This window comes from Amycolatopsis roodepoortensis, assembly GCF_024628825.1.
In the GTDB taxonomy this organism is placed as follows: Bacteria; Actinomycetota; Actinomycetes; order Mycobacteriales; family Pseudonocardiaceae; genus Amycolatopsis; species Amycolatopsis roodepoortensis.
Map to the genome: position 1 here is coordinate 1,939,187 of NZ_CP102415.1, position 25,422 is coordinate 1,964,608.

The window sequence follows — 25,422 nt, forward strand, 5'->3', positions numbered from 1 at the left end:
AGGAGCACCCGCATGCGTTTGATCGTCCGCCTGCTGTCGGCCCTGATCGGGCTGGCGCTGGCCGCCGCCGGGGTCCTGCTGGCGCTGGAGGTCGGCTGGGGCTGGTGGCGGCCCGGCCGGGGCCCGCTGTTCCTGCCGTGGGACGACTGGCGCGACAGGCTCGCGGAGGAGTCGTGGAACGCTTCCACGGTCCGGTATCTCGCGATCGCCGTCGCGGTCGTGGGACTGCTGCTGATCATCGCGGCGGCCTCGGCCGGGCGGCGCGCCATCCGGCTGACCGATCCGGCGAACGAGGTCAGCGTGACCACGTCGCCGCGTTCACTGGCGAGGCTCGTCGGGGTGACCGTGCGCGCGCAGGACAACGTCGCGGGCGCGAAGGTCACGGCCACCGCGAAGAAGGTCCGTGTCCGCGCGACGAGCAGGCTGGAAACCGAAGGCGAGCTGCGGCCGCGGCTGCTGGAGACGGTCTCCGGCCTGCTCGACGACGTCCCGCTGGTGCGGCGGCCGAAGGTGTCGGTCGTCGTCGACTCCCCGAAGGACCGCCGATGACCCGTTCGGTCTCCGCCAAGGCACTCGGCCGGTCCACCGGCACGGAACGGACCCTGACCGTCCTCATCGGACTCCTCGCGCTGCTCGGCGGGGCGGCGGTGGTCGTGGTCGGCGCGGGCTGGCTCGGCACGCACCGGGCCGACCGGCCGCTCGTGGACCCGATCGCCCTCGACTGGCTGTCGCGGCACGCGCTCGCCTCCCGGATCGGCGCCATCGTGCTCGGCGTCCTCCTGCTGTGGCTGGGACTGTGGTGGTTCTTCCGGTCGCTGCGCCCGGAAGGCCGTCCGGACCTCGATCTCGGCGACGACCTCGTGGTGACCTCCTCGGCCATCTCCGAGGCCGTCCGCGCCGACGCCGAAACGGTCGACGGGGTCGGGCGCGCCCGGGTCCGCGCGGTCGGCGACAAGGAGAACCCCGCGCTGCGGATCACGCTGTGGCTCGTCGAGGGCACCGACCTGAAACGGGTCTGGGAGCAGCTCGACCACACCGTGCTGGCCCGCGCGCGGGAGTCGCTCGGGGTGGACGTCCTGCCGACCGCCGTCCGGATCGAGCTCGACACGACGGCACCGCAACGGGTGCGCTGACCGCGCCCGTGCGGCGAGAATGGCCGTCATGTCGCTTCCCTTGACGCCGCCGATCAAACCGATGCTCGCCAAACCGGCGAAGGCGATCCCCGATTCCGGCGGGCTGCTGTTCGAGCCGAAATGGGACGGGTACCGCTGCCTGGTGTTCCGCGACGGCGACGAGCTGACCTTGCAGTCGCGGTCGGAGAAGCCGCTCAACCGGTACTTCCCCGAGGTCGTCGAGCGGCTGAAGGCGGCGTTGCCCGGGCGGATCGTGCTCGACGGCGAACTGGTGGTCGCCCGGGGCGGAAAGCTGGACTTCGACGCGCTCACCGACCGGGTCCACCCCGCCGAAAGCCGCGTCAAGCTGCTGGCGGAACAGACGCCGGCGGAGTTCGTCGCCTTCGATCTGCTGGCGCTGGGCGACGAGTCCTTTCTGGACGAACCGACGTCGAAGCGGCGGGAACGGCTGGAGCAACTGGCCTCCGACGGCGTCCACCTGACCCCGGCCACCGCGGATCCGGCGATCGCGCGGCACTGGTTCGAACTGTTCGAGGGCGCGGGGCTCGACGGTGTCATCGGCAAACCGCTCGACGAGCCGTACACGCCCGGCAAACGGGTGCTGCTGAAGTACAAGCACTCCCGCACCGCCGACTGCGTGCTCGCCGGACTGCGCTGGCACGTCGACGGCCAACCGGGCGAGCTGGTCGGCTCGTTCCTGCTCGGGCTCTACGACGAGGACGGCGTGCTGCACCACCCCGGCGTCGTCGGGTCGTTCCCGGTCACCCGGCGGCGTGAGCTGGCCGAGGAGCTGGCCCCGCTGATCACCGACGGCGCCGATCACCCCTGGCTGGGTGACAACGTGCGGGAGAACCAGCGGATCCCCGGCGGAATCACCCGATGGAAGTCCAAGGAAGCCCCATGGGTGCCGTTGAAGCTGGAAAAGGTGGTCGAGGTCGGCTACGAGCACACGGAGGCCGGATATCCGTCGCGGTTCCGGCACACCGCGCAGTTCAAACGCTGGCGTCCCGATCGCGAGCCGTCCTCCTGCACCTACGCCCAGCTCGAGGAGGTCGCCCGCTACGACCTGGACGCGGTGTTCCGCGGCGAGGTGAAACGCACCCGCTGACCGTGTCCTGAGCGCCCGCCATCGAGGATCCGAGCCTCCGGCGAAAAGACGCGTGCGTGCCGTTACCAACTCGATCAGCGTGCCAGACCGCACCTCCTAACTGCGGCCTGACATCCGACCTGCGAAGCTCTGTTCCGAGCTTTGTCATGCCTTGGAAGTGAGGACCAGCCCGTGAGCACCGCCCGCCGCACGCCACGGCTGTTCCTGACGACCACCGTGGTGACGGCCGTGCTCGCGGGCTGCACGGCCGGGCCGTCGGTGAGGCCGGCGGTGATCGACAACGACGGCAAACCGGATCCGGGCGGCCAGACGACGGCGCAGCAGGTCCCGCTGCCGCCGCTCGCCGAACCGCGATCGCCGTCGATCAAATGGGAAGACTGCGACGAAGCGACCCGCCAGCGGCTGGGGCAGCCGTCCGTGCCGGACACGCTGAAGTTCTCCTGCGCCAGGGTGCCCACGACGCTCGACGCGCCGGACCTGCCCGGTCGCGGGCTCTCGCGGCTTTCGGTGGTCAAAACCGAGGGCGGGCCGATCCCGCTCGTCGTGGTCAACGACGTCGACGGGGAGCCGGGATCGCTGTACGCCGCGCGGCTGGCCGCGACGCTGCCGCCCGAGTTCCTGCGGAAGTTCTCGCTGATCGGCGTCGACCGGCGCGGGACGGGGACGTCCATGCCGGTGCAGTGCATCCCGGCGGAGATCCGCACCGACCTGCTCGGCGCCGATCCGGCCGCCGCCGACCTCGAAGGTGTCGTCGACGCGGCGCGCCGGGCCGGGCAGCAGTGCGCCATCGAACTGGACGACGCGCAGGTCGCGATGGACAGCTGGCGGGCGGCGGGCGACCTCGAAGAACTCCGGGAGCAACTGGGGCTGGACAAGCTGCACGCGCTGGGCCGCGGCGACGGCTCGAAGGTCCTCGCCGAATACGCCGTGCGGTTCCCGGCCCAGGTCGGCCGGGTGATGCTCGACGGGCTGCCCGACCCCGCCCCCGACGCGGCCGCCACGCAGGAAGCCGTCGCCGCGAGCGCGCAGGCGACCCTCGACGCGTTCGGCGCCGACTGCATCGCGAGGGGTTGCCCGATCGGCGACGCCCGCTCGGCCGTGACCGCCGTCGCGGACCGGCTCCGGTCGGCGTCCGCGACGACCACCGACGGCGAGGAGATCACCCCGGGGATCGCGCTGTACGCCATCTACTCCGGGCTCGCGCAGCGCTCACGCTGGGTGGAACTCGCCGAGGCGCTCAAGACCGCGCAGAACGGCGACATCACGCCGCTGGCCGCGTTCGCCGAGCCGGTGCTGAAGGACACCAAGGCACGGCCGTCGCGGCTGGACGGCACGCTCGCGACCAAATGCAACGACAGCGCGACCCGGCTCTCGGCCGAGGAACTCACGCGCGCGACCACGACCCTGCGCGACAAGTACCCGCAGTTCGGTGTCTTCGCCGCGCAGCAGCTGGCCTGGTGCAGCCCGTGGCCAGTGCGGCGGGAACCGCTTCCGCCCGCGGGAGCGCCGGGCGCCCCGCCGATGCTGGTCGCGGGCACCGCGACCGACCCGGTCACGCCGGAGCAGGGCACCGGACGGGCGGCCGACCAGATGCCGAGCGCGGTCACGATCACCTGGCAGGGTGCCGGGCACGGCGCGCTGAGCCTCTCGCCGTGTGTCACGGACGCGACGCGGGCCTTCCTGATCGACGGGAAGGTGCCCGTCGACGGGACCCTCTGCCCGGCCTGAGCCGCGTTGGGTCTCGTGAGTGGTAAGGACGGTTAGAACCGTCCTTACCACTCACGAGACCCAGTACCCGCTACTGCCGGTAAGACTCCACCTCGGAGATCGGCCGTGCCGTGGCCTGGTCCGGGTCGTCGTCGAACTCCACTCGCGCCCGCCGCTGCCGCAGCAGGTCCCAGCACTGGTCCAGCTGCTGTTCCACACTCGCGAGCCGGGACCGGTCGTCCGAGCTCAGCCCGGTGCCGATCGCCCGCGAACGGAGCTCGTGCTCCTCGCTGACCAGCTCGTCGATCCGGCTGAGGATGTCCCCGTCGGCCATCTGCGCCTCCTGCGAAACGTGGGTTGCTCCATCCGAGACGCTACGCGCACTCACGGGAATGCGCGTCCCGCCCGATTCGTTACGCCGGGCATGAGCACTGTGGAGCTGACCGCCGCCAACTTCGATCAGGTCGTGTCGGAGAACGACTTCGTGATCATCGACTTCTGGGCGGGCTGGTGCATGCCGTGCCGCCAGTTCGCGCCGACCTACGAGAAGGTGTCGGGCAACCACGACGACATCGTCTTCGCGAGCGTCGACACCGAGGCCGAGCAGCAGCTGGCCGCGGCCTTCGACGTGCGTTCGATCCCCACCCTCGCGGTGATCCGCGACAAGACGGTCATCTACGCGCAGCCGGGCGCGCTCCCGGAGAAGACGCTGGAAGACCTCATCCAGCAGGCGCGCGACATCGACATGGACAAGCTCAAGGAAGAGGCCGCCAAGGAGGCCTGACGAGCATGGAGAAGGGGCCCTCCCCGGCGGGTTTCGCCGGGGGAGGGCCCCTTTGTCTTTCAGCGGACCGACGCCACCGGGGAGCGGGTCAGCCCCGGGTGGCGAGTCCACGCAGGAAGAACGCCAGGTTCGCCGGGCGTTCCGCCAGCCTGCGCATGAAATAGCCGTACCATTCGTCGCCGTAGGGGACGTAGACGCGCATCGTCTTGCCGTCGCCCGCGATCCGGCGCTGCTCCTCGGGACGGATCCCGTACAGCATCTGGAATTCGTGGTCGTCCGCCTTGCGGCCCGCGTCGGCGGCGAGCTTCTCGGCGATCGCGATCATCCGCGGGTCGTGCGAGGCGACCATCGGATAACCCTTGCCCTGCATGAGGATCTTCAGGCAGCGCACATAGGACCTGTCCACTTCGGACTTGTCCTGGAACGCGACCTCCTCGGGTTCGGCGTACGCGCCCTTGCACAGCCGGACGCGGGAACCCTCGGCCGCCAGGTCGCGGCAGTCCTGCTCGGTGCGCCGCAGGTAGGCCTGCAGCACCGCGCCGACCCACGGGTACTCGGTGCGCAGCTCCTTGAGGATGCCCAGCGTCGAGTCGGTGGTGGTGTGGTCCTCCATGTCGAGGGTCACCGTGGCACCGACCGCTTCGGCCGCCGCGCAGATCTTGCGGGCGTTCTCCAGCGCGACCTTCTCGCCGTCGACGGGGAGGAACTGCCCGACGGCGGACAGCTTCACCGAGACGTCCGCGCCGAACGCGAGGCCGTCGGCCGCCAGCGCGGTCAGCAGTTCCTCGTAGGCGCGGACCGTGGTCGCGGCCTGCTCGGCATCGGTGGTGTCCTCGCCGAGGTGGTCGAGGGTGACCCGGAGGCCCTGGTCGGCCAGTTCGCGGACCACCCGGGCGGCGTCGGGCGTCTTCGCGCCGGCGACGAACCGGCTGACCACCGATCGGGTGGCGGGGACGACCTCGACCAGCTTGCGCATCCGCTGGGATCGAGCGGCGGCGAGCAACGGGGCACGCAACATCACGGACTCCTGGAGAACTCAGCCCTGGTGGGGGTAACGGACGCTGGTGGGCGGAACGAAGGTCTCCTTGACCGAGCGCGGGCTCGTCCAGCGGAGCAGGTTGAACACCGAACCGGCCTTGTCGTTGGTGCCGGACGCGCGGGCACCGCCGAAGGGCTGCTGGCCGACGACCGCGCCGGTCGGCTTGTCGTTGACGTAGAAGTTGCCGGCGGCGAAGCGCAGCGCCTCGGACGCCTTCGCGACGGCCGTGCGGTCGTTCGCGATGACCGCGCCGGTGAGCGCGTAGTCGGCGGTCTCGTCGACCAGCTTCAGGACGTCGTCGAAGCCCGCGTCGGTGCTGTCGTCGTAGACGTGCAGCGCGAGGATCGGGCCGAAGTACTCGGTCCGGAAGATCTCGTGCTCCGGGTTGTCCGAAACCAGGATCGTCGGGCGCACGAAGTAGCCGACGCTGTCGTCGGCGGTGCCGCCGGCGATGACCTCGATCTCGGGGTCCTCTGCCGCGCTCTTCAGCACGGCGGCGTGCTTGTCGAAGGCGCGGCGGTCGATCACGGCGCCACCGAAGTTGTCCAGGTCGGTGACGTCGCCGTAGGTGATGGCCTCGGTCTCGGAGACCAGCTCGTCCTTCAGGCTCGCCCAGAGCGAACGCGGGACGTAGGCGCGGGACGCGGCCGAGCACTTCTGGCCCTGGTACTCGAAGGCGCCGCGGATCAGCGCGGTGCGCAGGACGTCGACGTCGGCGGAGGCGTGCGCGAGCACGAAGTCCTTGCCGCCGGTCTCGCCGACCAGGCGCGGGTACGTGCGGTAGCCGGAGATGTTGGCACCGACGGTGGCCCACAGGTGCTGGAAGGTCGCGGTGGAACCGGTGAAGTGGATCCCGGCCAGGTCGCGGTGGGTCAGGGCGACCTCGGAGACGGCCTTGCCGTCACCCGGAAGCAGGTTGATGACGCCCGGCGGCATGCCCGCCTCTTCGAGCAGCCGCATCAGCATGTGCGCGGCGTAGCTCTGCGTCGGCGACGGCTTCCACAGCACGACGTTGCCCATCAGCGCGGGCGCGGTCGGCAGGTTGCCGGAGATCGCGGTGAAGTTGAACGGGGTGATGGCGTACACGAAGCCCTCGAGCGGGCGGTGCTCCATGCGGTTCCAGATACCGGGCGAGCTGACCGGCTGCTCGGCGAGGATCTGACGGCCGAAGGCGACGTTGAAGCGCCAGAAGTCGATCAGCTCGCAGGCGGAGTCGATCTCGGCCTGGAAGGCGGTCTTCGACTGGCCGAGCATGGTGGCGGCGTTCAGCTTGGCGCGCCACGGGCCGGCCAGCAGGTCGGCGGCACGCAGGATGATCGCGGCGCGGTCGTCGAAGGACAGCGCGCGCCAGCCGGGGGCGGCGGCCTTGGCGGCGGCGATCGCGTCGTGGGTGTCCTGCGCGGTCGCGCTGTGGATGACGCCCAGCACGGCCTTGTGGTTGTGCGGCTGGACGACCTCGATCTTCTCGCCGCCGCCCTTGCGCTGCACACCACCGATCGTCGCGGTGATGTCGATGGGGTCGGCGTTGCCCAGCAACTTGAGCGCGCCCTCGAGTTCAGCGCGCTCAGCGCTGCCCGGTGCGTAGTTCAGCACCGGCTCGTTCTTCGGGGCGGGGGTCTGGGTCACGGCGTCCACTGACTGCTCCTGACTGCACTTCGCCGGGTAGAGGTCTCATCCCGAACGGTAGACCTGACGGCCCGCTGAAGGATTGTCCGACTGGCTAGAATCAGGGTGACCATCTTGTCCGATCGGCTTAATCGGTGATCAAGACGACTACTCAGACGACCCCCGGAGCTTCCCTGCGGCATGTCCTCGCCACGCTCGGGGAACCGCTGGTCAGGGTGCTCGCGGCCCCGGGCGGGCTCGGTGTCGGCGTGGAGGACGTCGTCATCCACGATCCGGAGGATCCGCCCGACGCCCATCCGGGTGATCTCGTTCTGGTGATCGGGGCCCGTGGGCGGTCGGCCGCGGGCGCGATCCGGGCGGCGGCGAGGTCCGGCGCGGCCGCCGTCGCGGTGAAGAACGGCATGGCCGTCGTGAACGTCGCGACCGACGCGGGGGTCGCGCTGATCGAGGTCGGCCACGAGGCGCGCTGGGAGCAGGTCGAAGCGCTGGCCAGGGGCGTCGTCGACGCGGCTCGCGCGGGTGGCGAAGCGGATCACGGCGAGGTGCTGGGCGACCTGTTCTCGCTCGCGCAGACCATCGCGACGCTGACCGGCGGCCTGGTCAGCATCGAGGACACCGCGAGCCGCGTGCTGGCCTATTCGCGGGCGGGCGACGAGGTGGACGAGCTCCGCAGGCTCTCGATCCTCGGCCGCGAAGGTCCGGAACGCTACCTCGCGATGCTGCGCGAATGGGGCGTCTACCAGCGGCTTCGCGCCGGGGAGGGCATCGTCCGCATCGACGAGCGGCCCGATCTCGGCATCCGGCGGCGGATCGCGGCCGGGATCCACGCCGGATCGCAGCCGCTGGGCACGATCTGGGTGCAGGAGGGCGCGCATCCGCTCACCGAAAGCGCGGAGGTCGCCTTGCTCGGTGCCAGCCGCGCGCTCGCGCCGCAGCTGATCCGGCACCGGACGCTGCCCAGCCCGGAGCTCCGGCTGCGCGAGGATCTGCTGGCCGGGCTGCTCGACGGCCGCCTCGACGCCGAGTCCGTCGCCGACGACATCGGCGCGGATCCCGGGAAACCGGCCATGGTGCTGGCGTTCTCGCTCCCCCGCGACCGGGCCGCGACCGACCGGCAGCTCCGGCGCGCGGAGCTGGTGCACCTGATCACCGTGCACACGGCCGCGTACCGGCGGAGCGCGCTGGTGAGCGTGATCGGCGGCCGGGTCTACGCGCTGCTGCCCGACCTCCCCGAGCACGCCGAACCGCGGATCTTGACGCTGGCCAAGGAAATCGCCGGTACCGCCCAACGGCATCTCGACGTCCGGGTGCGCGCGGCGCTGGGCGGGGTGGTCCCCAGCCTCTCCGACGCGGCCGCCTCGCGCGGCGACGCGGACCGCGTGCTGGCGACGATGGCGCGCGGGCACGGGACCGCGGACGTCGCCTCGCTGGCCGACGTCCGTGCCGAGGTCCTGCTCTCGGAGGTGCTCGCGTTCCTCGGCGAGCAGCCGAGGATCCGCGATCCGCGGCTGGCCGAACTGGTCGCGCACGACGCCGAACACGGCGGCATCCTGGTGCCCGCCGTGCTCGCGTACCTCGACGCCTTCGGTGACGTCCGGAAGGCGGCGCGCGAGCTGAACATCCACCCGAACACGGTCCGCTACCGGGTCCGCCGCGCCGGCGAGGTGTCCGGCATCGACCTGGACGACCCCGCGCAACGCATCCTCACCCAGCTCTTGTTGCGCCTCTAGGATTTCCCCTCCCGCATTTAGTCCTCTGGATGCGGGCAGGGCAGGGTCAGGACACGGCCGCCAGGCTGCGAAGGCCGGCGACCTCGGCCAGCGCGCGATAGGAATCCAGCCGCTCCGCCTGGTCGAAAGTACTGGTGGTCACCAGGATCTCGTCCGCGCCGGTCTTGGCGACGAGATCGGCCAGCCGGTCGCCCACCTCGTCCGGGGTGCCGGCGAGCTGACCGTCGAGCGCCCGGTCCAGCCGTTCCCGGTCTCGGTCCGACAGCGGCCCGGCGAGGATCTCGTCCACCGGCGACAACGGCGGGAAGACCCCGTGCGTCCGCGAGTAGACGGTCGACCACGCTTCCGGGATCAGCAGCCGCCGGGCCCGTTCGGCCGTCTCGGCGACCGCGATCGCCGTCGACACCACGACATACGGCCGCGAAGCCTGCGTGGAAGGGCGGAATCCGGAGCGATATCCCTCGATGGCTTCGAGCATCGGCTCCACACCACGGATCGGCGCGATCACCAGCGGCAGCCCCAGTTCCGCGGCCAAGCGCGCCCCGGCACCGGTCGCCAGGAGGAACGCGGGCACGCGCAGGCCTTCCGCGGGAATGGCGTGCACACCCGGATATGTCGTCTGGTCGCCCGCGAGGAAGCCCAGCAGTTCGCGAACCTGGTCGCCGAAGCGATCGGCGTCGTCCTTCTCGTGCCCGAGCGCCTGCCGGACCCCGCCGGTGAACCCGACCGACCGGCCCAGCCCCATGTCGATCCGGCCGGGGAAAAGGGATTCGAGCACGCCGAACTGTTCCGCGACCACGAGCGGCCGGTGGTTCGGCAGCATCACGCCGCCGGTGCCGACCCGGATCCGTTCGGTCGCCGAGGCGACGGCGGCCGCCAGCACCGTGGGCGCCGAACCGGCGACACCGGGCACGCTGTGATGTTCCGACACCCAGAACCGGTGATAGCCCAGCGCTTCGATGTCCCGCGCGAAGGCGACCGTGTCCCGCAGGGCGCGGGGCGCGTCGCCGCCGCGGCGGGTCGGGGACCGGTCCAGTACCGAAAGCGTGATCACCTCCGGGTCAACGCACCCGGGCCCGGCGGGCATTCCCCGCTCAGGGACGCCAGCGCTCGCTGTAGTCCGGGTGGTCGGCGTGCGGCAGGGCCAGCAGCCGCAGGGTCAGGCACCAGTTCGTCCCGGCCTCGTCGGCGGGCACATGGCAGGTCTCGCACCAGTACTCGTTGCCGTACAAGGGGAATCCGGGGACCTTCTCCGAGACCGTGGTGCGGTGCGCCTGCAGGAGCCGCCGGGTCGCCTCGATCTCGTTGATCATCTGATTGACCGTGTCGAGTTCGAGGTCGTTGAGCGAACGGATCTTCTTTTCGATGACGACCTTGGTCTCACCGCGGGTGAGCGATTCGTTGATCTCGGTTTTCTTGACCGCCTGCATGATCAACGCCTGGCGTTGCCCCACACGCGCGGCGAGAAAGGCGATCAGGTCGTCCACGGATACTCCTTCGTCCTCCCCCAGCCTAGTGTTCGGTGGGAAATGTCGCTGGCAGGAAGCCCGACGTTACGGCCGGGTCCCGTGCGTCACACAGTCTCGTATCGATCCACCGCCCAACTGTGACTGGTTTCTAGATCGACACGAAAGCGCAATCACTCCGCGAGCAAGAACGAAGGAAAGAACGACCGCCGGGACGAAATGGTCACCCAGAACGCACACGTCGTCACGAAATGCGTTTCGCTTCGTGGCGGGCCTCGCCGTCGCGCTCCCCTTGGGCGAAAGCGCCGGTATGGTGGCGGCCGCCCGGCGCGGCGCCCGCGGGCCCCGGCGACGGTGACCGTCACGGCTCAGGCTGCGCCCGCGCCGACAGTGACCATAACGGCGCCGCCGGTCACGTCGGGGCGCACGTCCGTCGCGTCCCTCGCGGACCGGTTCGCCGACGGGCTCGCACCGCTCCCCAGGCCGGCGGCCGGCTGACCACGGGTGGCCGCCCTGTCCAGGTGGTCGTGAGTGGCGTTTCGGGTTCTAACCCGAAACGCCACTCACGACCACCCCTCGCTAAGTGTCGTCCCGCGCCTTGCTCGGCTGGACGCGTTTCGGCTCGCCGGGCATCTTCGGGTAGTCCGGCGGATACGGCATCTCGCCGAGGCCGTGGTCGCGCTCGTCCCGCGCGTACCACTCCAGCAGTGTCTCGATGCCGAACGCCTGCTCGTCCATCGGCGCGTGGAGGTCGCCGCTCTCGGCGTAGAACGCGCCGGCGGTGAGGACGTCGAAGTCGTCCGGGTCCACTTCGGTCAGCAGATCCCAGGTCAGCGGCATCGACACCGTCGCCCGCGGGGTACCGCGGACCGACCAGGACGACGCCACCGTGCGGTCGCGGGCCGCCTGGTTGTAGTCGATGAAGACCCGGCCGCCGCGTTCTTCCTTCCACCACGCGATGGTCGCCTTGTCCGGGATCCGGCGCTCGACCTCGCGGCCCAGCGCGATCACCGCGTGCCGGACGTCGATGAAGTCCCACTCCGGCCGGATCCGCACCAGGACGTGCACGCCGCGGCCGCCCGAGGTCTTCGGGTAACCGGTCAGCCCCGCCGAGTCGAGCACCTCGCGCACCACGCCCGCGACCTCGACCGCGTCGGCGAAGCCCGCCTCGTCCGGCGGGTCCACGTCGATACGGAGTTCGTCGGGGTGGTCGACGTCGGGCCGCCGCACCGGCCACGGGTGGAAGTCGAAGGTGCCCAGGTTCGCCGCCCAGGCGAACACGGCGGGCTCGGTCGGGCAGACCTCCTCGGCCGTCCGGCCGGACGGGAAGGTGATCTTCGAGGTCTCCACCCACTCCGGCGCGCCTTTCGGCACACGCTTGGCGTAGAACCACTCGCCCTCGACGCCGTCGACGTACCGCTTCAGCGTCGTCGGCCGCTCCCCGATCGCACGCAGCAACGGCTCCCCGACGGCGACGTAGTGCTCCACGACCTGGCGCTTCGTGATCCCCCTGGCCGGGAAGTACATCTTGTCCGGGCTGGACACGCGGACCTTGCGCTCGCCTACCTCGACCTCGATCGGCTCACCGTTCTTGGGCATGCGGACACCGTATCGCCGATCAGGGCCGGGGATCGGTCTGCAGGATTGCCATCGTGACGACGTCATGCCACTCGCCGTCCCACCACAGCGCCTGTCGCTGAAGGCCCTCGCGGACGAACCCGGCCTTCTCGTAGGCGCGCTGGGCCCGCGGGTTGTAGTCGAAGACCTCCAGCGAGACGCGATGCAGGCCGACGGCGCCGAACGCGTAGTCCAGCAACAGCCCGGTCGCCTCGGTGCCATAGCCCTTGCCGAAGAACTCCGGCCCGTTCAGCGCGATGCGGAACGACGCGGAGCGGTTGTCCTTGTCGACGTCGGTGAGCGCGAGATCGCCGACGTGCGCGCGATCCTCCTTGCGCACGATCGCGTAGTCCGCGCGGTCGTCGAGGCCGGTCCGCCCGGCGAGCCAGGTCCGGATCTGCTCGGGGGTGAACCGGGTGTGCGTCCCGGTCAGCCGGATGGTTTCGGGCTCCTGCAGGGCCTTCCACGCGGTGTCGAAGTAGGTTTCGTCGAGCTGCGTGAGCACGACGTCCTCGCCGGTGAGTTCGGGCTGCGTCCGCAGCGCCTCGGTGTCGATCACAGCGGACACGGTACGGTTGAGGCGGTGTCCGGCCGTACCAAATTAATCCTCGCGCTCACCGTGCTCGCCCTCTTCGTGGCGGCCGCGGTCCTGCTGCCGATCCCGAGTCCGGCCGGGCTGCGGGCCTGGGCGGCCGAGACCGGCCCCGCCACTCCCCTGGTCTTCTTCCTGGCCTATTCGGTGCTCACCGTGGCGCCGATCCCGCGCACCGTGTTCAACCTGGCGGGCGGGCTGCTGCTCGGCGCGACGACGGGCATCGTCGTCGGCATCCTGGCGACCACGGTCGCGTCCGCGCTCTCGTTCACTCTTTCGAGGGCACTCGGCCGCGATCTGGTCACCCGGCACCTGCATCGGGCGAAGGTCCGCGCGGTCAACGAGCGGCTTTCGGACGGCGGTGTCCTGGCGATCACCTCCTTACGGCTGATCCCGATGGTGCCGTTCGCTCCGTTCAGTTACCTGTGCGGAGTGTCATCGGTCCGTTTCGCCCCGTATCTGATCGGGACCGCGCTCGGCAGTCTCCCGGGGACGGTGGCGGTCGTCGTCCTCGGCGACGCGCTGACCGGGGAAACACCGCCCGCCCTGCTGATCTGTTACGCCGTGTTCGCCGCGGCGGGGGCCATCGGACTGGTGAAGGTCTTCCGGCGCAAAGCCCTGCCGGTGCCCGATCCGAGCGAGGAAGAAGAAATGCCAGCCTCCGCACCGGCGAGCTGACGGGGAGCCGAAACCGCCGCCCGCTACACTCGATCGGGTGCGCGGGACCTGTCAGGCCGCGTAGCGCCACCATCACCCGGAGAATGTGTCAGGAGCAGTCGCCATCGACACCGGTCAGCTGATCGCTGGGCACTATCGCCTGGTCGAGCAAATTGGTAGCGGTGCCATGGGGGTGGTCTGGCGTGCCATCGATGTCCGCCTCGAGCGCTCGGTGGCGGTCAAGCAGATCCTCCCGCAGCCGGGTGTCTCCGAGGCCGAACGCGACAACATGCGGCAGCGCGCCATGCGCGAGGCGAAGAACGCGGCCCGTTTCCAGCACCCGAACGCGATCGTGGTGTTCGACATCGCCGAGCACGGCGGCGACCCGTGCCTGGTGATGGAGTACCTGAACGGCCCGAGCCTCTCGGCGATCATCGCCGAGGAAGGCACGCTGCCACTGGGGCGCGTCGCGAAGATCGGCGAGCAGGTCGCGTCGGCGCTGGTCGCCGCGCACCGCGCCGGGATCGTGCACCGCGACGTCAAGCCGGGCAACATCCTGATCGACGAATCCGGCACCGCGAAGATCACCGACTTCGGTATTTCCCGCGCCGCCGGCGACATGACGCTCACCCAGACCGGGCTGATCGGCGGCACCCCGGCGTACCTCGCGCCCGAGCTGGCGCGGGGCTCGGACCCGGTGCCCAGTTCCGACGTCTTCGCGCTCGGCGCGACGCTCTACCAGGCGATCGAGGGCCAGACCCCGTACGGGAACAGCTCGAACCAGCTGGCGCTGCTGTACGCCGCCGCGAACGGCCAGATCAACCCGCCGCAGCAGGCGGGCCCGGCGACGGCGCTGCTGATGAGTCTCCTGCGCACCGAGCCGACCGAGCGGCCCAGCATGGCCGAGGCCAGGGAACGCCTCGCCGCGCTGGCGGCGAACGAATCCGCCGCGGGCACGGCGGCGTCGCCCCGGCTCTTCGGGGCGGGCGGCGGCAGACAGCCGGCCGTGCCCGACACCCCGGGACACGGCCTTCCCGGCGGAGACCGGCCACCGTGGCAGCGGACCGACAAGCCTGCCCAGTCCGCCGCGGCGGCTCCGCCGCAGCCCACCAAGACCCACTCGCCGACGGCCGCCTTCATCCCGATGCGCTCGCCGTCCGCCCCGCCGAACACGCCGCCGCGTCCGGTCGCCGCGATGAGCCCGCCGCCGTCCGCGGCCGCCCCGATGCGGCCGTCCCCGGCCAAGCCCGCCGACGCCAAGCGCAAGGCCGTCCTGTTCGCGGGCGCCGGTGCCGCCGTCGTGGTGATCGCCGTGATCGTGTTCCTGGTCCTGAATTCGGGCAACGGCACCGACAACCAGGGTGGTAACAACGCCGGGGCGAACCCGCAGACCAGCTCCTCGGCGCCCAAGTCGAGTGCGCCGTCCTCGTCGCGACCCGCGCCGGCGGGCCTGGGGAAGACCCCCAGCGAAAAGATCACGAGCTACTCGAGCGTGGGTGGTTTCGTCCTCGACTTCTTCGACACGGGCAGGATCGGGACGTCCGCGAGCTGGAACATGCTCACCGACGCCGCGAAAGAGGTCTACGGTTCGGAGCAGGCTTTCGCCGAGTACTGGAGCACCCACAAGGTCACCAGCGCCGACACCGCCCGGGCGGACAAGGGCGGCGGCAACCCCGACGGCTCGATCGACATGAACATCACGCTCAACAAGGGACCACGCCCGGCGCTGCGCGTGGTCCAGGTCGGCGGGCAGTACTTCATCGACGCCGACACGCGAGTACTCGGCAACTGACGCAGCGTGGCGGTGGTGAGACCCGCCTCGCTGGTGGTAGGCCAATCGCCGCTCGTGGCTTACTGTTGCTCCATGGCCGATAGCGGACCTTTCGGACCTGGCCAGAATCCTCGCTTCCAGGAGGACCTGGTAGGCCTCGACCCGTACGATCCCGAAGCCCGTGCCTTCGCCGAGCATCTGGACCGCATCGAACGCTGCGGCCCGAACTTCACCGTGGAGGCCTGCCTCGACGGTGTCTCCGATTTCGCCGACTCCAGCAACCGCGTCGGCGGCCTGCGCTGGTGGGTTTCGGCACTCGTCGTGGTCCTCATCGTGCTCGGCGTGATGGTCACCGCATGGGACATCATCGGCCGGGCCATCGCGTGGCTCGCGGGGTAACGTGGAACCGGTGAAAGGCATGAAACCCGTTGTCGGAGCCACGCCGCGCGTGGTCAAGTCCGAGCAGGAATGGCGGGAGCAGCTCAGCCCCGACGAGTACGCCGTCCTTCGCCAGGCGGGCACCGAGCGTCCCTTCACCGGTGAGTACACCGATGAGAAGACCACCGGCGTCTACCAGTGCCGAGCCTGTGGTGCCGAACTGTTCCGCAGCGACACGAAGTTCGAAAGCCATTGCGGCTGGCCGTCGTTCTACGACCCGGCCGACAGCGACGCCGTCCTCCTCCGCGAGGACACCACCATGGGGATGCGCCGCATCGAGGTGCTGTGCAAGTCGTGCCACAGCCACCTCGGGCACGTCTTCGAAGGCGAGGGTTACGCCACGCCGACGGATCAGCGGTACTGCATCAACTCGATCTCGTTGAAGCTCGTTCCCGAGTCGTAACCGAAGGAAGCGAACCACCGCCCTCCTCGACGCGTTCACCTTGGACAGGACAGCGTCGGGGAGGGCGGTGTTTTCATGAACGAACCCTGGGGAATCACCGGACCGGCTTTCGCCTGGCTCTACGGAGTCTGTGCCGTGGTGCCGATCGCGTTCGCCGTGGTGCACGAACTGTGGCTGCGTCGTGACACCGGGGCCAGGACGGCGCCGGGCCTCCATCACCTGGCCGCGCTGGCGGGCGGCGTGGAGCGGGTCACCGACACCGTCGTCGCAGGGCTGCTCGAACGGAACCTCCTGCGGCCCGACAGCAGGGGAAACCTCCACCCGATCCGGCCGGTCCCGGCCGATCCGTTCGAGCGCGCGGTCGTCTCGTTGGTACCCGGCAACGGAATCGGCCTGCGCGAGCTGCGCTTCAGGATGGCCCGGCACGACGTCGTCCGGGAACTGCGCGCCGATCTGGAGCGGCGGGGCCTGTTCGTTCACGAGCACCGCCGCCGGAGGGGCTGGCAGTACGCGATCGCCGCGTACGTGGCCGTGTTCGCGGTGGGGATCGCGAGGCTGGTGAACGCCGTACCGCTGAAGCGTCCGATCGGCGCCCTCGTCGTCCTGGTGATCGTCGTGGCGGGCGCGATCGGCCTGGCCGTGTGGCGGCAACTGCCGGAGCGCTCGGGCCGGGCGACGGCCGCGGGCGACCTGGCACTCCACTACGGCGACTGGGATCGCGATCTCGGCCGCACCACGGCCGGGCGGGTGGCCCTCCACGGGTTGGGCGCCTTCCCCGACCAGGTCGTCGTGGGCGCGCTGAGCAAGACCGGCGTGTTCGCCCGCACGGCGAGCACCTGCGGCGCAGGTGCGTCGTACGCCGTCGGATCGTCGTGCGGTGGTGGATCATCCTCCTCCTGCGGCGGAGGTTCTTCCTGCGGTGGTGGCGGTGGCGGAGGCGGAGGTGGTTGCGGTGGCTGAACCCTGGGGGATCTCGGGCCCGGATTTCGTGTGGCTGTACGGCGGCCTCGTCGTTCTGCCCTTGCTCTTCGCGGGGCTGTGGACATGGTCGCTCCGGCACCGTGCCGCCGACGAAGGGACGCCGCCGGGCCCGTACCACCTCGCCGCGCTGGCCGGTGGCACCGAGCGGGTCGCCGACGTCGCGGTGGCCACCATGGTCGCCGGTGAGCGGATACGGCTGGACAGCGGAGGGCGGGTCACCGTCCTCCGGACCGCGTCGGGAGATCCGCTCACGCGCGCCGCCACCGAACTCGTTCCGCGAGCGGGAGCCGGTGGGCTCTACCGGTTGAAGAAGCTGCTGAGCCGGAGCGCCGCCGTTCAGGAAGTGCGCAACGAACTTCAGCTGAGCGGCCTGCAGGTGGACGAACGCCGCCGTCGCGCCGGGTGGCTGGCGGCCTTGATCCTCTACCTCCCCCTGCTCGCGCTCGGGGTGGCGAGGTTCGCCAACGCCATGCCGCTGGGTCGCCTGGCCGCGATACTGGCGGGGCTTCTCGTCGTAGTGGTCGCGGCCGTCGCCGGGACCGTCCTTCTCCTGCGTCCGAGCCGCACCGTCCTGCCGACCGCGGCGGGACTGCGCGTCCTCGGCGCGGCCCGGCGGAATCCTGCTCTGCTCCCCGGAGTGGCGGGCGCGGTGGCGCTCGGCGGCTTGGCCGCGTATCCCGATCCGGTCATGGCGGACATGCTGGTCAGGGCGGGCGATGCCACCGCCAAGGGATCGGCGGGGTCGTCGAGCGGGGTAAGCAACTGCGCGAGCGGTTCTTCCTGCGGTGGAGGTGGTTGCGGTGGCTGACTTCCTGTGGCTCTACACGCCGGCGATCGCCATCCCCGCCCTGGTCGCGGCGCTTCACGTCCGCTGGCTCCGGCGCGGCTTCCACGACGGCGGCAGGCTGCCGAGCGTGCGGCACGTGGCGGCCTTGGCGGGCGGTACCGCGCGGGTCACCGAAACGGTGGTCGCCTCGATGCTCGAACGCGAACAGGCCCGGCTCGGCCGTTCGGGCAGGCTCTACCGCACACCCCTGGTCCCGGTCGACCCGCTGGGACGGGAGCTCGCCGGTCACCTGTCGTCGTTCCCCGGCCACGAACTGCGGACGACGATGAGCCGCGGCCCGGCGATGCGGGCGCTGTGGGCCGAGCTGGGCGGCCGCGGCCTGGTCGTCGCGGAAGGGCGACGCCGGCTCACGTGGAGGATCACCGCCGTCGTCTATGCCGTCCTGCTGGTGGCCGGGACGGTCCGCTGGATCGTCACCGGCGGCACCGTGGTCCTGATCGCGCTTCTCGTCGTCGCGCTGGCCCTGCTGATCGTCAGCCTCCTGCTCGGCCGGACCGACTACGCGGGCAGGACGACCACCGCGGGCCGCGCGGTGCTGGCCGAGGCGGAGACGGATCGAAGCCTCGTCTCGGGTGCGGCGGGCGCGGTGGCCATCGGCGGCTTCGCCGCGTATCCCGATCGCGAGGTCGCCGCCATCCTGAGCCGCTACGGCGGGCGTCCGGGCAAGGACACCCGCATCTTCGCCTGGGGCGACGGGACCGACTACAGCGTCTCCGGAGGCAGCGGCGGCTTCTGACGCCCGGCGAATCACGGAACCACGACCGGGCGGAAGAACGTCCGACTACGGTAAGTGCACCTGCTCGCGAAAGGCCCGTGCGATGGAAGACACCTGGGGCATCCCCGGACCGACGTTCCTGGCGATCTATGGCGCCCTCATCGTGTTCCCGGTGGTCGTCGGTCTCGTGTGGACGATCGCGGTCAAGCTGGGCGCCAAGGCGCCCCGCGGCACCGTGAGCGGACCGGAGCCGACCGTGTACGAGCTCGCCTATCTCGCCGGCGGCCCGGACCGGGTGGTCGACACGGCCATCGCGGCCCTGGTCGACCGCGGGACCCTGCGGGTCAGCAGTTCGAAGCAGCTCCAGCTCACCGGCCCCGAGCCCGCCGACCCGATCGAAAAGGCCGTCGCCAAGGGCGCGCGGCCGGGGTACAACGCCACGACCCGCGGCATCCGCGACCGGTTGCGGATGTCGGGCCCGATGCAGGCGCTCGCCAAGGGGCTGGAGACGCGGGGGCTCGTCGTCGCGGACCGGACGCCGCGGATCCGGCAGGTCGTGTACTTCCTGTACCTCGCGGTACTCGTGCTCGGCGTCGTCCGCCTGATCGCCGGGATCGCCGGTGACCGTCCCGTCGGTTACCTCATCCCGCTGCTGATCTCGGCCGTGTTCGCGACGGTGATCTCCCGCGCGCTCAAGAACAAGCGGCCGGGCCCGCGTCCGACCAGCGAGGGCGGCCGGATCCTCCACCGGGCCAGGTCCGCCCACGGACGGGAACGCAAACGCGGTATCCCCAACGGGCCGGGGTACGCCGGAGCGGCCGGTGTCGGGCTGCTGGGCGGCGCCGCCGCGGCGGTCGCGTTCGGCGGCCTCGCCTCCTACCCGGACGACGAACTGAGCGCGGCCCTGATCCCGCCTCCGGTCTCCGGTGGTTTCGGTGGCGGTTCGTCCGGCGGCGGCTCCTCGTGCAGTAGCGGCGGAAGCTCGTGCAGCAGCGGAAGCAGCGGCGGCGGCGGTTGTGGTGGAGGCGGCTATGGCGGCTGACGGGCCGGGCACGCTCGGGATCGGCATCGGCTGGCGGCACGAGCTGGATCTGTCGATCGCGCGGCTGCCGGGCGTCGACTGGGTCGAGGTCGTCGCCGAGAACCTGCACGCCGGGCATCTTCCCGAAACCCTGCTCGCGCTGCGCGACAAGGGAATGCCGGTCCTGCCGCACGCGGTGTCGCTGTCGCTGGGCGGGGCGGAGCCGCTGGACACCGCCCGCGTCGAGCATCTCGCGGAGGTCACCCGCGAGCTCGGCGCGCCGATGGCCAGCGACCACGTCTGCTTCGTGCGCGCGGGCGGGCTCGACTCGGGGCATCTGATGCCGCTCCCCCGCACGCGGGAAGCGCTCGACGTCCTGGTGGACAACGTGAAACTGGCGCAGTCCATCGTGGAGGTCCCGTTCGCGCTGGAGAACATCGCGGCGGTGCTGGAATGGCCGGACGCGGAGTTCACCGAGTCGGAGTTCCTGCGGGAGCTCACCGACCGGACGGGCTGCCTGCTGATCATCGACGTCGCCAACCTGTACGCCAACGCCCGCAACCTCGGCACCGATCCCGAACGGTTCCTCGACGAGATCCCGTGGGAACGGCTGGCGTACACGCATATGGCCGGCGGCGTCGAACGCGACGGCGTCTACCACGACACGCACGCCCATCCGGTGGTGCCGGAGGTGCTGGACCTGCTGCGCGAACTGCGGCGCCGCACCGAGCCGCCGGGTGTCCTGCTGGAACGCGACGACGACTACCCGTCCGACACCGAACTGGCGGCCGAGCTGGCCGCGTTGCGGGAAGCGGTCTCGCCGTGACGCCGCCCCGGGAGCGGCTCGCCGCCCAGCAGGCCGAGCTGCTCAAGGCGCTTCTCGCGGGAGGCGACGCCCCGGCGGGTTTCGACGCGGAGAGGCTCCGCATCGAGGCGAATGTCTTGCGGAACAAGCAAAGCAGGCTGGCCGCGTACCTCCGCCCCGATCTCGCCGAGGCCCTCGGCGACCGGTTCGCCGCACTGTTCCGCGAGTACGCGACGAACCGCCCGAAGACCGACGCGATCCGCGCACGGGCCTACGCGGACGCTTTCGGCGCGTGGCTGGTGGAGCGCGGCGAGGTCCCGAAGCCCCGGGGCCGGCTCGCGCGCCTGCTACGCCGCATTTAGGCCGTGTCTCTCAAACGCACCTCGGTCTGAGAGACACGTCTTTAGGCGGCTGAATGCGGGTCGGTCACCAGACCGGGCGGTCACTTCCCGCCACGTGCGTCGCTTCCGTCCACTGTGGATTCGAGCCCGGCAGGGTGCCCGCCATCTTGACCCGCGTGACCCGGCCGAGCTGGCCGTCGACGTCTTCGAGCCATTCGCCGCCATCGAAACCGGAGGGCCCGGCTTCCTTGCGCCCCAAGGAGTTCAGCCACTCCCCGGTCCCGGCGAGCGAGGTCCGGACGTGCTGGCTGCCGCCTTCGGTGACCGCCCGGCGGACGGCGGTCATGATCGCCGCCGCGGTGAGCCAGCCGGTCGCGTGGTCGAGCGCCTGCACCGGGAGCGGTCCCGGGCCGTCGAGCCCGGCGGCCTTGCCGCCCTCGTCGGCGATCCCCGACGTCATCTGCACCAGGCTGTCGAACCCGCGCCTGCGCGCCCACGGCCCTTCCCAGCCGTAGGCGGACAGGTCCGCGACCACGATGCCCGGCCGGAGCTCGGCGATCGTTTCCGGCGAGAAACCCTTGGCCACCAACGACCCCGGCCGGAAACCCTGCAGGACGACGTCCGCGCGGGCGATCAGCTTGCGCAGCCGCGAGCGCCCGGCTTCGGTCTCCAGGTCGACGTACGCCGAGAGCTTGCCCATCCCGGTGTCGACGGCCAGCGGCGGCACGGTCGGCAGCTGGGCCGACCCGATGTGCATGACGGTCGCCCCGTGCGCGGCGAGCACGCGGCCCGCCACCGGTCCGGCGATGACGTGGGTCAGGTCCAGGATCCGCACCCCGCCCAGCGGCCGGTCGGACTCGAACAACCGCACGGGTTCCGACGTCCCGAGCGGCCGGATCTCGGCGACCGGCAACGCCGACGACGCCTGTCCTTGCTTGTGCGCCAGCCACTCCTCGCGCGAGCGCAGCACGGCGGCGGCACCGCCGGCGCCGACGACCGCCGACTCGACCTCGTACTTCGACTTGGCCGCGACGACCTTCTCGAACGCAGCCCGGGTCGCGGGCACGCCCAGACCCCAGCACACCGCGGAGACGTGACGCGGGTAGTTGCAGTGCAGCCGCACCCAGCCGTCGTTCGCGCGGTAGTCGCCGGACAGCGGCGCGCTGAACGGCACCGGCTCGCCGTCGACCCGGATGTACTGCTCGCTGTGGAACGACGCGGCGGCGTGCCGGGTGTCGACCGACACCTTGCCCGGATCGATCCCCCGGAGCCGCAACAGTTCCCCGGCGGCCAGCGTCGCCGCGGCGATACTCGTCGTCGCCGCCTCCTCGACCCGGAAGGTCCCGGGCAGCACCGACTCGGGGCCGGTGATCTCGACGGCGTCTTCGGCGAGGGTGTCGCCGGTGAGCGTGGTCCAGACGCGGGTGTCCACGGAGGTCTTCACTAGGGCAGGAGCGCGATCAGCTCGGCCGGTTCGACCTTCGTCCCGGTGTAGAACGGGATCTCCTCGCGCACGTGGAGCCGGGCCTCGGTGCCGCGCAGATGACGCATCAGGTCGACGATGCGGTGCAGCTCGTCGGCCTCGAAGGCCAGGATCCACTCGTAGTCGCCCAGCGCGAACGACGCGACGGTGTTGGCGCGGACGTCCGGGTAGTCGCGGGCCTCCTTGCCGTGGTCGGCGAGCATCTTGCGGCGCTCGTCGTCCGGCAGCAGGTACCACTCGTAGGAACGCACGAACGGGTAGACGCAGATGAACTTGCGGGCCTCTTCACCGGCGAGGAACGCCGGGATGTGGCTCTTGTTGAACTCCGCCGGGCGGTGCAGCGCGACCTGGCTCCACACCGGCGCCGACGCGCGGCCGAGCGGGGTGTGCCGGAAGCCGCTGTAGGCCGCCTGGACCTGCTCGATCTCCTCGGCGTGCCACCAGATCATGTAGTCGGCGTCGGCTCGCAGCCCGGAGAGGTCGTAGACACCGCGGACGACGACGCCCTTGGCCTCCAGCGCGTCGAGGTATTCGGTGGTCTCCGCGGTCGCCTTCTCGCGGTCCTCGCCGAGCTTGCCCTGCTCGGCCCGGAAGACCGACCAGGCGGTGTAGCGGATGGTGTCATTGAGCTCGTTGTAGTTCAGCCGCGCCATACCGCCATCTTGGCACTGCCGGTGCTCAGGAGCCCTCGTGGGTCGGTGTGATCCCGGCGATGCGGCGGGCGGCGGCATCGGCGGTGGCGATGCACGCCGGGAGCCCGACGCCGTGCAGCGTCGCACCCGCCACGGCGAGACCCGGGACGGCGGCGACGGCACGTTCGATCCGCTCGACACGGATGAGGTGCCCGATGCCGTACTGCGGGAGCCCGCCGCCCCAGCGGGTCACCAGGGTGTCGATCGGCTCGGCGGTGATCCCGGTCAGCCGGGCCAGGTCGTCGCGGACCACGCGGACGAGTTCGTCGTCGTCGGCGTGCAGCGCCCCCGGTTCGCCGAAGCGGCCGACCGAGCCTCGCACCAGCACCGGGCCTTCGCCGTACTGCGCCCACTTGCGGGAGGAGAAGGTGAACGCCTTGGCGGCGAACGGCTTCCCGGCCGCGTCCCGTTCCCCCGCGCCGATCAGCACGCCGGACGACTCCGGCAACGCGGTCCCCGGCGGAAGCGCGAGCGCGACCACCGCCATCGACGCGAGTTCGATCTTGGCGAACACCGTCGAGGCCACTTCCGCCACACCATCGAGCAGCCGTCGCGCCGATGGCGCCGGGACGGCGAGGAGAACGGAGTCGGCGTCGAGGTCGCCGACCTTCCAGCCGGTGGGTGTGCGCTCGAGCGCCGTCACCGTGGTCCCGGTCCGGATCTCGGCGCGGGACAGCTCCGCGAGCCGGGCGATCAGCGTCCCGAGGCCGCCCAGCAGGGTGCCGAAGACCGGCGCCGTACTCGGCGAGGCGGGGATGAGCGAGGCGGCGCCTTCGGTGAGCGAAGTCGCTCCGCGATCGATCGCGGACGCGAGACCGGGCATGGTCGCGCGCAGCCCGAGCCCGTCCGCTCCCCCGGCGTAGACCCCGCCGAGCAGCGGGTCGACGAGCCGGTCCACGAGTTCGTCGCCGAACCGCTCGCGCAGCAGCTCGCCGAGCGGCACGTCCCCCGCGGGCAGTTTCAGCGGAGACAGCGAAGCCTCGGCCTCGACCAGGGCGCGCCCCTTCTCCGACAGCACTCCCGCGACCGCGTCGGCCGAGGCGGGAACGCCCATGACCGTGCCCGGCGGCAGGCCGAGCACGGAACCACCGGCGTGGATCTTGGCGCGGGCCTTGGTGGGGTGGACGAGGCTTTCGCCGAGCCCGACCTCGCGGACCAGGGCGACCGCCTCGGGACGACGGGCGAGGAAGGCCTCCGCGCCGACGTCGTAGCGCTGTCCGGCGAGTTCGACCGTGCGGAGCTTCCCGCCGAGCGAGTCCGTCGCCTCGAAGACGACGATCCTGGCGTCCTCCCCGAGCAGCGTCCGCAGCCGGTACGCCGCGGTCAGTCCCGAGATGCCGCCACCGACGACGGCGATCGTGCTCACGGCTGGAGCTCGTGCACCAGCCCGACCACGCGCGTCAGAACGTCCGGGTCGACGCCCGGCAGCACGCCGTGGCCGAGGTTGAAGATGTGGCCGTCGGCCGCACGGCCCTCGGCGTGGATGCGCCGGACCTCGGCCTCGATGACCGGCCAGGACGCGTGCAGCAGCGCCGGGTCGAGGTTGCCCTGGACGACACCGCCGCCGAGCCGCCGGACGGCTTCGTCGAGCGGGATGCGCCAGTCGACGCCGACCACGTCGGCGCCCGCGTCGCGCATGGCCACCAGCAGCTCGCCGGTGCCGACGCCGAAGTGGATCCGGGGCACGCCGTAGCGCGCGACCGCGGACAGGACCTTCGCCGAATGCGGCAGGACGAACTCGCGGTAGTCCCGCTCCGAGAGCGCGCCCGCCCACGAGTCGAACAGCTGGATCGCGTCGGCCCCGGCGTCGAGCTGCGCGGACAGGAAGGTGATCGCCATATCGGCGAGACGCCCGGCCAGGTCGTGCCACAGCTCGGGCTCGGAGTGCATGAGCGCCTTGGTGTGCTCGTGGTTGCGGCTCGGCCCGCCCTCGATGAGGTACGAGGCCAGGGTGAACGGCGCGCCCGCGAACCCGATCAGCGGCGTCTCGCCCAGCGACCCGACCAGCAGCCGGACCCCTTCGGCGACCCGCTCCACCTGCTCCGGCTCCAGCACCGGCAGCGCGCGCACGCCCGCGGCGTCGCGGATCGGCTCGGCGACGACCGGGCCGGTGCCCGCGACGATGTCGATGTCGAGACCCGCCGCCTTGAGCGGGACGACGATGTCACTGAAGAGGATGGCCGCGTCGACGCCGTGACGGCGGATCGGCTGGAGCGTGATCTCGGCGAGCATCTCGGGGTCGAAGCAGGCCTCGAACATCGAGGTGCCCTCGCGCAGCGCCCGGTACTCGGGCAGCGACCGGCCCGCCTGGCGCATGAACCACACGGGGGTGTGAGCCGGGCGTTCGCCGCGCGCGGCGGCCAGGAACGGCGCACCAGGCAGGGCGCGACGGGCCGCCGGGACGGTCTGCGCGGGAGAAGCAACTGAAGGAGACATCACGGTTCATGGTGCCATGTGCGCTCGGAG

Annotated in this window: 27 protein-coding genes; 16 read left to right on the plus strand and 11 right to left on the minus strand. The window is 71.2% G+C overall.

The genetic code is table 11. The annotated features are described in order from the left end of the window. Window positions 1-12 precede the first annotated feature (12 nt). From NQK81_RS08825 to NQK81_RS08840, 4 genes are all read left to right on the plus strand, one after another. Window positions 13-549: a DUF6286 domain-containing protein gene (locus NQK81_RS08825; protein WP_257487802.1), complete on the plus strand. Its 537-nt coding sequence runs from the start codon at window positions 13-15 to the stop codon at window positions 547-549. Then, window positions 546-1,133 carry an alkaline shock response membrane anchor protein AmaP gene (locus NQK81_RS08830; protein WP_257487803.1) on the plus strand — a complete coding sequence of 196 codons (588 nt, stop codon included), beginning with the start codon at window positions 546-548 and terminating at the stop codon, window positions 1,131-1,133. The genes NQK81_RS08825 and NQK81_RS08830 overlap by 4 nt, the downstream gene beginning before the upstream one ends. A gap of 28 nt (window positions 1,134-1,161) precedes the next feature. Continuing rightward, entirely contained in the window at window positions 1,162-2,241 is a 1,080-nt protein-coding gene (locus NQK81_RS08835; RefSeq protein WP_257487804.1) for an ATP-dependent DNA ligase, read from the plus strand. Between the two features lie 171 nt (window positions 2,242-2,412). Then, complete coding sequence (locus tag NQK81_RS08840) at window positions 2,413-3,969, plus strand: alpha/beta hydrolase (RefSeq protein ID WP_257487805.1); 1,557 nt, start codon at window positions 2,413-2,415, stop codon at window positions 3,967-3,969. A 70-nt stretch (window positions 3,970-4,039) separates the two neighbouring features. On the opposite strand, the gene NQK81_RS08845 is transcribed toward NQK81_RS08840, so the two are convergent. Continuing rightward, window positions 4,040-4,282, minus strand: coding sequence for a DUF2630 family protein (locus NQK81_RS08845; RefSeq protein WP_192745337.1), 243 nt, complete (start codon window positions 4,280-4,282; stop codon window positions 4,040-4,042). A 90-nt stretch (window positions 4,283-4,372) separates the two neighbouring features. On the opposite strand from NQK81_RS08845, the gene NQK81_RS08850 reads away from it, so the two are divergent. After that, window positions 4,373-4,732: a thioredoxin family protein gene (locus NQK81_RS08850; RefSeq protein WP_126731607.1), complete on the plus strand. Its 360-nt coding sequence runs from the start codon at window positions 4,373-4,375 to the stop codon at window positions 4,730-4,732. 88 nt (window positions 4,733-4,820) lie between these two features. On the opposite strand, the gene NQK81_RS08855 is transcribed toward NQK81_RS08850, so the two are convergent. Together NQK81_RS08855 and pruA are read right to left on the minus strand one after the other, a co-directional pair. After that, a complete protein-coding gene (locus NQK81_RS08855; protein WP_192745339.1) occupies window positions 4,821-5,750 on the minus strand; it encodes a proline dehydrogenase family protein in 930 nt (309 codons plus the stop codon). 18 nt (window positions 5,751-5,768) lie between these two features. Continuing rightward, window positions 5,769-7,406, minus strand: coding sequence for an L-glutamate gamma-semialdehyde dehydrogenase (gene pruA, locus NQK81_RS08860; protein ID WP_257487806.1), 1,638 nt, complete (start codon window positions 7,404-7,406; stop codon window positions 5,769-5,771). Window positions 7,407-7,534: 128 nt separating this feature from the next. Between pruA and NQK81_RS08865 the strand changes: the two genes are divergently transcribed. Continuing rightward, window positions 7,535-9,127, plus strand: a complete 1,593-nt coding sequence (locus NQK81_RS08865; protein ID WP_371878891.1) for a PucR family transcriptional regulator — start codon at window positions 7,535-7,537, stop codon at window positions 9,125-9,127. A gap of 46 nt (window positions 9,128-9,173) precedes the next feature. On the opposite strand, the gene NQK81_RS08870 is transcribed toward NQK81_RS08865, so the two are convergent. The 4 genes from NQK81_RS08870 to NQK81_RS08885 form a co-directional block, all read right to left on the minus strand. After that, window positions 9,174-10,214, minus strand: coding sequence for an LLM class flavin-dependent oxidoreductase (locus NQK81_RS08870; protein WP_257487808.1), 1,041 nt, complete (start codon window positions 10,212-10,214; stop codon window positions 9,174-9,176). A gap of 7 nt (window positions 10,215-10,221) precedes the next feature. Further along, window positions 10,222-10,614 carry a DUF6221 family protein gene (locus tag NQK81_RS08875; RefSeq protein WP_034318123.1) on the minus strand — a complete coding sequence of 131 codons (393 nt, stop codon included), beginning with the start codon at window positions 10,612-10,614 and terminating at the stop codon, window positions 10,222-10,224. 558 nt (window positions 10,615-11,172) lie between these two features. Further along, on the minus strand, window positions 11,173-12,192 hold the full coding sequence (locus NQK81_RS08880) for a DNA polymerase domain-containing protein (RefSeq protein WP_257487809.1): 1,020 nt from the start codon (window positions 12,190-12,192) through the stop codon (window positions 11,173-11,175). A 19-nt stretch (window positions 12,193-12,211) separates the two neighbouring features. Further along, window positions 12,212-12,769: a GNAT family N-acetyltransferase gene (locus NQK81_RS08885; RefSeq protein WP_257487810.1), complete on the minus strand. Its 558-nt coding sequence runs from the start codon at window positions 12,767-12,769 to the stop codon at window positions 12,212-12,214. Window positions 12,770-12,793: 24 nt separating this feature from the next. On the opposite strand from NQK81_RS08885, the gene NQK81_RS08890 reads away from it, so the two are divergent. From NQK81_RS08890 to NQK81_RS08935, 10 genes are all read left to right on the plus strand, one after another. Beyond that, window positions 12,794-13,480, plus strand: a complete 687-nt coding sequence (locus NQK81_RS08890; protein ID WP_257487811.1) for a TVP38/TMEM64 family protein — start codon at window positions 12,794-12,796, stop codon at window positions 13,478-13,480. Window positions 13,481-13,646: 166 nt separating this feature from the next. After that, a complete protein-coding gene (locus tag NQK81_RS08895; protein WP_257489724.1) occupies window positions 13,647-15,251 on the plus strand; it encodes a serine/threonine-protein kinase in 1,605 nt (534 codons plus the stop codon). 72 nt (window positions 15,252-15,323) lie between these two features. Beyond that, window positions 15,324-15,629 carry a hypothetical protein gene (locus NQK81_RS08900; RefSeq protein WP_126731594.1) on the plus strand — a complete coding sequence of 102 codons (306 nt, stop codon included), beginning with the start codon at window positions 15,324-15,326 and terminating at the stop codon, window positions 15,627-15,629. Window positions 15,630-15,648: 19 nt separating this feature from the next. Beyond that, window positions 15,649-16,071, plus strand: a complete 423-nt coding sequence (gene msrB / locus NQK81_RS08905) for a peptide-methionine (R)-S-oxide reductase MsrB (protein WP_037304420.1) — start codon at window positions 15,649-15,651, stop codon at window positions 16,069-16,071. Between the two features lie 75 nt (window positions 16,072-16,146). Further along, window positions 16,147-17,031: a TIGR04222 domain-containing membrane protein gene (locus NQK81_RS08910; RefSeq protein WP_257487812.1), complete on the plus strand. Its 885-nt coding sequence runs from the start codon at window positions 16,147-16,149 to the stop codon at window positions 17,029-17,031. Continuing rightward, complete coding sequence (locus tag NQK81_RS08915; protein ID WP_257487813.1) at window positions 17,024-17,860, plus strand: TIGR04222 domain-containing membrane protein; 837 nt, start codon at window positions 17,024-17,026, stop codon at window positions 17,858-17,860. Before NQK81_RS08910 ends, NQK81_RS08915 begins: the two co-directional genes overlap by 8 nt. Then, window positions 17,853-18,635, plus strand: a complete 783-nt coding sequence (locus tag NQK81_RS08920) for a TIGR04222 domain-containing membrane protein (protein WP_257487814.1) — start codon at window positions 17,853-17,855, stop codon at window positions 18,633-18,635. The genes NQK81_RS08915 and NQK81_RS08920 overlap by 8 nt, the downstream gene beginning before the upstream one ends. A gap of 82 nt (window positions 18,636-18,717) precedes the next feature. After that, a complete protein-coding gene (locus tag NQK81_RS08925) occupies window positions 18,718-19,656 on the plus strand; it encodes a TIGR04222 domain-containing membrane protein (protein WP_257487815.1) in 939 nt (312 codons plus the stop codon). Continuing rightward, on the plus strand, window positions 19,646-20,461 hold the full coding sequence (locus NQK81_RS08930; RefSeq protein WP_126731586.1) for an MbnB/TglH/ChrH family RiPP precursor modification enzyme: 816 nt from the start codon (window positions 19,646-19,648) through the stop codon (window positions 20,459-20,461). The genes NQK81_RS08925 and NQK81_RS08930 overlap by 11 nt, the downstream gene beginning before the upstream one ends. Further along, entirely contained in the window at window positions 20,458-20,802 is a 345-nt protein-coding gene (locus tag NQK81_RS08935; RefSeq protein WP_257487816.1) for an SCO6045 C-terminal-like domain-containing protein, read from the plus strand. The genes NQK81_RS08930 and NQK81_RS08935 overlap by 4 nt, the downstream gene beginning before the upstream one ends. Window positions 20,803-20,866: 64 nt before the next feature. Here NQK81_RS08935 and NQK81_RS08940 read toward each other — a convergent pair whose 3' ends face one another. The 4 genes from NQK81_RS08940 to hemE are packed head-to-tail and all read right to left on the minus strand — an operon-like array spanning window position 20,867 to window position 25,392. Continuing rightward, window positions 20,867-22,213 carry a CoA transferase gene (locus NQK81_RS08940; RefSeq protein WP_257487817.1) on the minus strand — a complete coding sequence of 449 codons (1,347 nt, stop codon included), beginning with the start codon at window positions 22,211-22,213 and terminating at the stop codon, window positions 20,867-20,869. An 11-nt stretch (window positions 22,214-22,224) separates the two neighbouring features. After that, a complete protein-coding gene (gene hemQ / locus NQK81_RS08945; RefSeq protein WP_192745353.1) occupies window positions 22,225-22,917 on the minus strand; it encodes a hydrogen peroxide-dependent heme synthase in 693 nt (230 codons plus the stop codon). Between the two features lie 25 nt (window positions 22,918-22,942). Next, window positions 22,943-24,322: a protoporphyrinogen oxidase gene (hemG, locus tag NQK81_RS08950; RefSeq protein ID WP_257487818.1), complete on the minus strand. Its 1,380-nt coding sequence runs from the start codon at window positions 24,320-24,322 to the stop codon at window positions 22,943-22,945. Continuing rightward, on the minus strand, window positions 24,319-25,392 hold the full coding sequence (hemE, locus tag NQK81_RS08955; RefSeq protein ID WP_257487819.1) for a uroporphyrinogen decarboxylase: 1,074 nt from the start codon (window positions 25,390-25,392) through the stop codon (window positions 24,319-24,321). The genes hemG and hemE overlap by 4 nt, the downstream gene beginning before the upstream one ends. Window positions 25,393-25,422 lie beyond the last annotated feature (30 nt).